This window comes from Neisseria sp. P0021.S005, from assembly GCF_051956955.1.
Genome location: NZ_JBQCWY010000118.1, coordinates 1 through 7,689 on the forward strand (window position 1 = coordinate 1; position 7,689 = coordinate 7,689).

The window sequence follows — 7,689 nt, forward strand, 5'->3', positions numbered from 1 at the left end:
GCAAAATTGCATTTTTCAGGTATAATAATGGATTCCCCAACTGCATTTTGTGAGCTGAATCCATGTCTGTTGTTCTGCCCTTGCGCGGTGTAACCGCCCTTTCCGATTTCCGTGTTGAAAAACTCTTTCAAAAAGCAGCCGCACTCGGCCTGCCCGAAGTCAAATTAAGCAGCGAATTTTGGTATTTTGTCGGTAGCGAAAAAGCACTTGATGCCGCGACAGTCGAAAAACTGCAAGCCTTACTGGCGGCGCAAAGCGTTGAACAAACGCCCAAAGCGCGCGAGGGCTTGCATTTATTTTTGGTAACGCCCCGTTTGGGCACCATTTCGCCTTGGGCTTCCAAAGCAACCAATATCGCCGAAAACTGCGGTCTGGAAGGCATTGAGCGTATTGAACGCGGCATGGCCGTATGGTTGGAAGGTGCGCTTACCGACGGGCAAAAACAACAATGGGCAGCCCTGTTGCACGACCGCATGACCGAAAGCGTGTTGACCGACATCGATGCAGCGGCGCAACTGTTCCACCACATCCAATCGGAAACCTTCTCCAGCGTAGATGTTTTGGGCGGCGGTAAAGAGGCTTTGGTCAAAGCCAATACCGAAATGGGCTTGGCGCTTTCAGCCGACGAAATCGATTATCTGGTTGAAAACTATCAGGCTTTAAACCGCAATCCGTCCGATGTTGAATTGATGATGTTCGCTCAGGCAAACAGCGAACACTGCCGCCACAAAATCTTCAACGCCGATTTCATCCTCAACGGCGAAAAACAACCGAAATCCCTTTTCGGCATGATTCGCGACACGCACAACGCGCATCCCGAAGGCACAGTCGTTGCCTATAAAGACAATTCGTCCGTGATCGAAGGCGCAAAAATCGAGCGTTTCTATCCGAATGCGGCGGAAAATCAAGGCTATCGTTTCCACGAAGAAGATACCCATATCATCATGAAAGTGGAAACGCACAACCACCCGACCGCCATCGCTCCGTTTGCGGGCGCGGCAACGGGTGCGGGCGGCGAAATCCGTGATGAAGGCGCAACAGGCAAAGGTTCGCGTCCGAAAGCGGGCTTGACCGGATTTACCGTCTCCAACCTGAATATCCCGGGCCTGGAGCAGCCTTGGGAACAAGCCTACGGCAAACCCGGCCATATTGCTTCCCCTTTAGACATCATGATCGAAGGCCCGATCGGTGGCGCAGCGTTCAACAACGAATTCGGCCGCCCGAACCTCTTGGGCTACTTCCGCACTTTTGAAGAAAAATTTGACGGTCAGGTTCGCGGCTATCACAAACCGATTATGATTGCCGGCGGTTTGGGCAGCATTCAGGCACAACAAACACACAAAGACGAAATCCCCGAAGGCGCCTTGCTGATCCAACTGGGCGGCCCGGGCATGCTCATCGGCTTGGGCGGCGGCGCGGCTTCTTCGATGAATACCGGAACAAACGACGCGTCTTTGGACTTCAACTCCGTACAACGCGGCAACCCTGAAATCGAACGCCGTGCGCAAGAAGTGATCGACCGCTGCTGGCAGCTTGGCGACAAAAACCCGATTATCTCCATCCACGACGTCGGTGCGGGCGGTCTGTCCAACGCCTTCCCCGAACTCGTCAACGATGCCGGACGCGGCGCGGTATTCAAGTTGCGCGAAGTGCCGCTGGAAGAACACGGCCTCAACCCGCTGCAAATCTGGTGCAACGAATCGCAAGAGCGTTATGTGTTGTCCATTTTGGAAAAAGATTTGGACACCTTCCGCGCCATCTGCGAACGCGAACGCTGCCCGTTTGCGGTAGTCGGTACAGCGACTGACGACGGCCATTTGAAAGTGCGCGACGACTTGTTCTCCAACAACCCTGTCGATTTGCCGTTAAACGTTTTGCTCGGCAAACCGCCCAAAACCACGCGCAGCGACAAAACAGTTACGCCGTCTGAAAAACCGTTTAACGCCGGCGATATCGACATTACCGAAGCCGCCTACCGCGTTTTGCGCCTGCCTACCGTAGCCGCCAAAAACTTCCTGATTACCATCGGCGACCGCAGCGTCGGCGGCATGACCCACCGCGACCAAATGGTCGGCAAATACCAAACCCCCGTAGCCGATTGCGCCGTTACCATGATGGGCTTCAACACCTATCGCGGCGAAGCAATGTCTATGGGCGAAAAACCGACCGTCGCCCTGTTTGACGCGCCTGCTTCGGGCAGAATGTGCGTCGGCGAAGCCATCACCAACATCGCGGCGGTCAACATCGGCGACATCGGCAACATCAAACTTTCCGCCAACTGGATGGCGGCGTGCGGCAACGAGGGCGAAGACGAAAAACTCTACCGCACCGTCGAAGCCGTCTCCCAAGCCTGTCAGGCATTGGATTTGAGCATTCCGGTAGGTAAAGACAGCCTGTCGATGAAAACCGTTTGGCAGGACGGCGAAGAGAAAAAATCCGTCGTCTCGCCGTTGAGCCTGATTATCTCCGCGTTCGCGCCAGTTCAAGACGTGCGCAAGACTGTTACGCCCGTATTAAAAGACAATGCCAATTCGTCCGTTATTCTGCTGATGATTGACTTAGGCAACAACAAGTGCCGTATGGGTGGTTCTGCACTGGCTCAAGTGTATAACCGAAGCGGCGGCGAAGCACCTGATATTAATGCAGGCCATCTGAAAGCGTTTTATCAGTTAATTCAGCAACTCGTTCAAGAAGATAAGTTGCTGGCCTACCACGACCGCAGCGACGGCGGTTTGTTTGTGACTCTGGCAGAAATGGCATTTGCTTCTCGCCGTGGCATGAATCTCGACCTGCTGACAATGGTAAGTAAAAATATTAACGTTCAAAACGAGTATTACTCGCCTCAAGAATGGCAAAAATTTGTCCTAACTACCCTGTTTAACGAAGAATTAGGAGCCGTTATTGCTGTTCACGCTGCCGACCACGAATATATTTTCAATTTGTGCGAGAAACTGAATCTCACGCTTCACCATTTGGGAGAGTTTGCCGACAGCGGCCATATGGTCATCAATGCAGGAGAAGAAATTTTCAATCAATCCCTTACCGACCTGCAACGCGCATGGCAGGAAACCAGCCACGCCATCCAACGCCTGCGCGATAACCCCGCCTGCGCAGACAGCGAGTTCGCCCTGATTGGCGACAATGAATGCAGCGCATTGTTTGCCGACGTGAAGTTCGACGTGAACGAAGACATCGCCGCGCCTTTCGTCAACAGCGGCGCGAAACCCAAAATCGCCATCCTGCGCGAACAGGGCGTGAACGGGCAAATCGAAATGGCCGCCGCCTTCACCCGCGCCGGTTTCGATGCCTACGACGTGCATATGTCCGACCTGATGGCAGGCCGCGTTAACCTTGCCGACTTCAAAATGCTGGCGGCGTGCGGCGGCTTCAGCTACGGCGACGTACTCGGTGCGGGCGAAGGCTGGGCGAAATCGATTCTGTTCCACCCTGCTCTGCGCGACCAATTTGCCGCCTTCTTTGCCGATCCGAACACGCTTACATTGGGCGTGTGCAACGGTTGTCAAATGGTCAGCAACCTTGCCGAGATTATCCCGGGCGCAGAAACATGGCCGAAGTTCAAGCGCAACCTGAGCGAACAGTTTGAAGCGCGCCTGAGCATGGTTCATGTTCCGAAATCCGCGTCGCTGATTCTGAACGAAATGCAAGGCTCCAGCCTGCCTGTCGTGGTCAGCCACGGCGAAGGCCGCGCTGACTTCGCGCTTCACGGCGGCAATATTTCCACCGATTTGGGCATTGCGCTGCAATATGTGGACGGTCAAAACCAAGTGACCCAAACTTATCCGCTCAACCCCAACGGCTCGCCACAAGGCATTGCCGGCGTGACCAACACCGACGGCCGCGTTACCATCATGATGCCGCATCCGGAACGCGTGTACCGTGCCGCGCAAATGAGCTGGAAACCGGAAGACTGGACGGAACTGTCTGGCTGGTATCGCCTCTTTGCCGGCGCAAGAAAAGCTTTGGGCTAATGAAAAGCTTGATTTGATCAGGCTTTAAGCAAGGCCGTCTGAAACAGGAAAGGCAAAATTTTCCGCCTCCTGTTTTCAGACGGCCTTTAAGTTTACTTTATTTATAGAAACCGGCTGCCGTCATTCTGTATTTCCCTCTTTTAAACTATAATCAACATATTCAGACGGCCTTTCCCGACATTATGACTCGACAAGCCTTTATCCTCAGCGATTGCGAATTTTCCGAATGCGGCGAAAAGCCTTACGCCCTATTGACCGCGAATCCGACTAAGGAGCACCACTTCGTCGCCCAGACCGAGCAGCGACAGCACGCGCATAATCCGCAGGTCAGCCCGCAGAATCAGAATGTTTACAAGCTACCCTTATCCATGTTCCATCCTGGCGAAAAAGCCCGCAGCAAAGAACAAAACCGCAGCGAAGCGATAAGCGTCAACATCATCGGCAACTTGGCGGCGAAAAACCTCTATACGCTGACCTTTGTCGAAGACTCCGCCAACCAATACAATCTGGAAAGCTGGTTCAACCGTCATGAAAGCGGCTACGAAGATGCCTGCAACCATCTGCGCACCCTGCCTGCAGGCCGTCTGAAAATACCTACGGCAAATGCCGATACCGTCAAAGTACCGGATGCCTTGTGGCGGATATTGCGGCTGAAATTCCTCGGCATTCTGCGCAATCCGCACAACCATAAAAACCTGTTTGCCCACCGCCTGCACCAAACGCTTCGGGCGCGGCTGCCGGAAGTCGGTTTTGAATTTGTCCGCTTGATCAGCAAACGCGACCCCAAGCGCATCGAAGCCATTATGCAGGACTACCGTTTTTCCTTTCTCGGCTATGTCGATTGGCTGGGCGGTCTTTACGGTATGTTGAGCGAAGGCGTGGCGCAGCCGTCGTTGTTTGAACGGCTGTTTTGCAATATCTTTGCCGAACCCGAAGCCGTGAAAATCGAATTGTTCCGCTATCTGGAAAACACGGGGCTGTGCCTGTTTGGCGACAGCAGTTTCTGCCTGCAAGCCTCATCCAAGCTATTCAGCATCGGCGTTAATATCTCGCACGATATGTTTGCCATCGTTCATCTGCAAGCTGACCGTTGGCACGCGTTTAAAAACACCTTTCATCACGACGCGCCCAAACTGCAAGGCCAAGTGCGGATTGTCGACGGCGACCAAACCCAAAGATTGCTGTTCAACCGACTGTGCATCCAGCAAGCCCATGAAGCCGTGTTCGGCCAAAGCCCGAATATCAAAGATTATTTAGAGGCCGTCTGAAACCCCAAACCAGAAGAAAGCATATGAAAATCACACCAATCCAAGCCCTAAACGACAACTACATCTGGATGATTCAAGAAGGCAACCATGCCGTCTGCGTCGATCCGTCCGATGCCACGCCGGTCTTAAAATTCCTTGTGCACAACCACTTGATGCTGGCGCAAACATGGATTACCCACCCGCACCCAGACCATACCGGTGGCGCAAAAGCGCTGCACAACGGCTTCTTAGAATCCCCAATCTATGGCGAAAGCGACATCGACGTGGCGACGCATACCGTCACCGCAGGTACGCAGTTCCCGTTTGGCGAAGGCTTGGTTACCGTTTGGGCGACCCCCGGCCATACCGACCGCCACATCAGCTATCTACTGGAAAATTCAGACGGCCTGCACGTTTTCTGCGGCGATACCTTGTTCTCCGCCGGTTGCGGCCGCGTATTTACCGGCACAATCGAGCAGCTTTACGACAGTTTCCACCGATTCAACCAGCTGCCCGAAGAAACGCTGTTTTATCCGGCGCACGAATACACCGCCTCCAACCTGCGTTTTGCCCAGCATATCGAACCGGACAATGCCGACATTCAGACGGCCTTGACCGCAGCCGAACACACGCCGACACTGCCTGTCAGCCTGGCGCACGAGCGCAAAGTCAACCCATTTTTCCGCATATACCTGCCACAAGTTCAAGCACGTGCCGAAGAATTGAGCGGACGAAAATTAAACAGCGAACTCGAAGTCTTCGCCGCTTTGCGTGAATTGAAAAATCAATTTTAATTGGGCTTAGTCCCTAATAAATAAGGCCGTCTGAACAATATCTGTTCAGACGGCCTTTATTATTTAGGGATTATTCCCACTCAATTGTGGCAGGCGGTTTACCGCTGACATCATAAACCACGCGGTTGATGCCTTTGACTTCGTTAATGATGCGGTTGGAAACGCGGCCGAGCAGCGAGTAAGGCAGCTCTGCCCAGTGCGCAGTCATAAAGTCGCTGGTAATCACGGCACGCAAGGCAACGACGTAATCGTAAGTACGGCCATCACCCATCACGCCGACGGATTTCACAGGCAGGAATACGGCAAAGGCTTGGCTGGTCAGGTCATACCAAGATGTGCCGTTTTCATCGGTAGTATTGCGCAATTCTTGAATGAAAATATCGTCTGCTTGACGGAGCAAGTCGGCGTATTCTTTTTTCACTTCGCCCAAGATACGCACGCCCAAACCGGGGCCCGGGAACGGATGACGGTACACCATTTCACGCGGCAGACCCAAAGCGACGCCCAATTCGCGCACTTCGTCTTTGAACAAATCACGCAAAGGCTCAAGCAGCTTGAGCTTCATGTTTTCAGGCAGGCCGCCGACGTTGTGGTGGGATTTGATGGCGTGGGCTTTTTTGGTTTTTGCGCCTGCGGATTCGATTACGTCAGGGTAAATCGTACCTTGCGCCAACCATTTGGCGTTAGTGAGTTTTTTCTCTTCAGCATCGAATACTTCGATAAATTCCGCACCGATGATTTTGCGTTTTTTCTCCGGATCGGTCACGCCGGCAAGTTTCGCCAAAAACTGCTCTTCTGCATCAACGTGAATCACGCGTACGCCCAAGTTGCGGGCAAACATATCCATCACCATTTTGCCTTCGTTCAAACGCAACAGACCGTGGTCAACAAACACGCAGGTCAGTTGGTCGCCGATAGCGCGGTGAATCAGTGCGGCCGCTACGGAAGAGTCCACGCCGCCGGACAAACCCAAAATCACTTCGTCACTGCCAACTTGTTCGCGGATTTTGGCAACGGCTTCCTCGATGTAGTTCGGCATGGTCCAGCTTGGTTGTGCGCCGCAAATATCCAAGACAAAGCGGTTCAACAACGCGCGACCTTGCTTAGTGTGGGTCACTTCAGGGTGGAATTGGATGCCGTAGAATTGTTTCTCAGCGTTTTCCATCATGGCAATCGGGCAAGACGGGGTATCGCCGATAACAGAGAAGCCGGTAGGCAGTTTGGAAACTTTATCGCCATGGCTCATCCATACGTCGAGCGTGTTTGGCGCATCGTCTTGAATGCCGCGTGTCAGCTCGCTGTCGATGGTTTTAACTTGTGCATAACCGAATTCGCGTTGGTTGCCCGGGGTAACTTCGCCGCCCAAGTGGTGCGCCATAAATTGCATGCCATAGCAAATGCCCAAGACCGGAATGCCCAAATCAAAAATGCCGGTATCGGCTTGATAATCGGATTCGTAAACGGAATTAGGGCCGCCGGAGAGGATGATGCCTTTCGGATTGAAAGCTTTGATTTCTTCCAAAGGCATGTCAAAAGAATGCAGTTCGCAGTAAACGTGGGCTTCGCGCACGCGGCGGGCGATCAGCTGGGTAACTTGCGAGCCGAAGTCGAGAATAAGGATTTTGTCTTGAGTCATGGCGGAAACTTTGCAAAATGTAA

General features: G+C 53.2%; 4 protein-coding genes. 3 read left to right on the forward strand and 1 reads right to left on the reverse strand.

What is annotated here, in order from left to right; genetic code table 11:
- The first annotated feature begins 62 nt into the window (after positions 1-62).
- The 3 genes from purL to gloB all read left to right on the forward strand — a co-directional run bounded on the left by purL (position 63) and on the right by gloB (position 6,030).
- Positions 63-3,989 (forward strand): phosphoribosylformylglycinamidine synthase, encoded by a 3,927-nt coding sequence (gene purL / locus ACTHUE_RS08350; RefSeq protein WP_049322085.1) that lies wholly within the window; start codon positions 63-65, stop codon positions 3,987-3,989.
- 182 nt (positions 3,990-4,171) lie between these two features.
- Positions 4,172-5,257, forward strand: coding sequence for a hypothetical protein (locus tag ACTHUE_RS08355; protein WP_049322084.1), 1,086 nt, complete (start codon positions 4,172-4,174; stop codon positions 5,255-5,257).
- A gap of 23 nt (positions 5,258-5,280) precedes the next feature.
- The gene (gene gloB / locus ACTHUE_RS08360) at positions 5,281-6,030 is read left to right on the forward strand and encodes a hydroxyacylglutathione hydrolase (protein WP_440361112.1); all 750 of its coding nucleotides are present in this window, start codon (positions 5,281-5,283) and stop codon (positions 6,028-6,030) included.
- Positions 6,031-6,100: 70 nt separating this feature from the next.
- On the opposite strand, the gene guaA is transcribed toward gloB, so the two are convergent.
- Positions 6,101-7,666, reverse strand: a complete 1,566-nt coding sequence (gene guaA / locus ACTHUE_RS08365; protein ID WP_070461856.1) for a glutamine-hydrolyzing GMP synthase — start codon at positions 7,664-7,666, stop codon at positions 6,101-6,103.
- Positions 7,667-7,689 lie beyond the last annotated feature (23 nt).

Bases quoted from the DNA above. Each gene is read 5' to 3' on its own strand.
- purL (WP_049322085.1), top strand. From the start codon at position 63: ATGTCTGTTGTTCTGCCCTTGCGCGGTGTAACCGCCCTTTCCGATTTC.
- ACTHUE_RS08355 (WP_049322084.1), top strand. From the start codon at position 4,172: ATGACTCGACAAGCCTTTATCCTCAGCGATTGCGAATTTTCCGAATGC.
- gloB (WP_440361112.1), top strand. From the start codon at position 5,281: ATGAAAATCACACCAATCCAAGCCCTAAACGACAACTACATCTGGATG.
- guaA (WP_070461856.1), bottom strand. From the start codon at position 7,666: ATGACTCAAGACAAAATCCTTATTCTCGACTTCGGCTCGCAAGTTACC.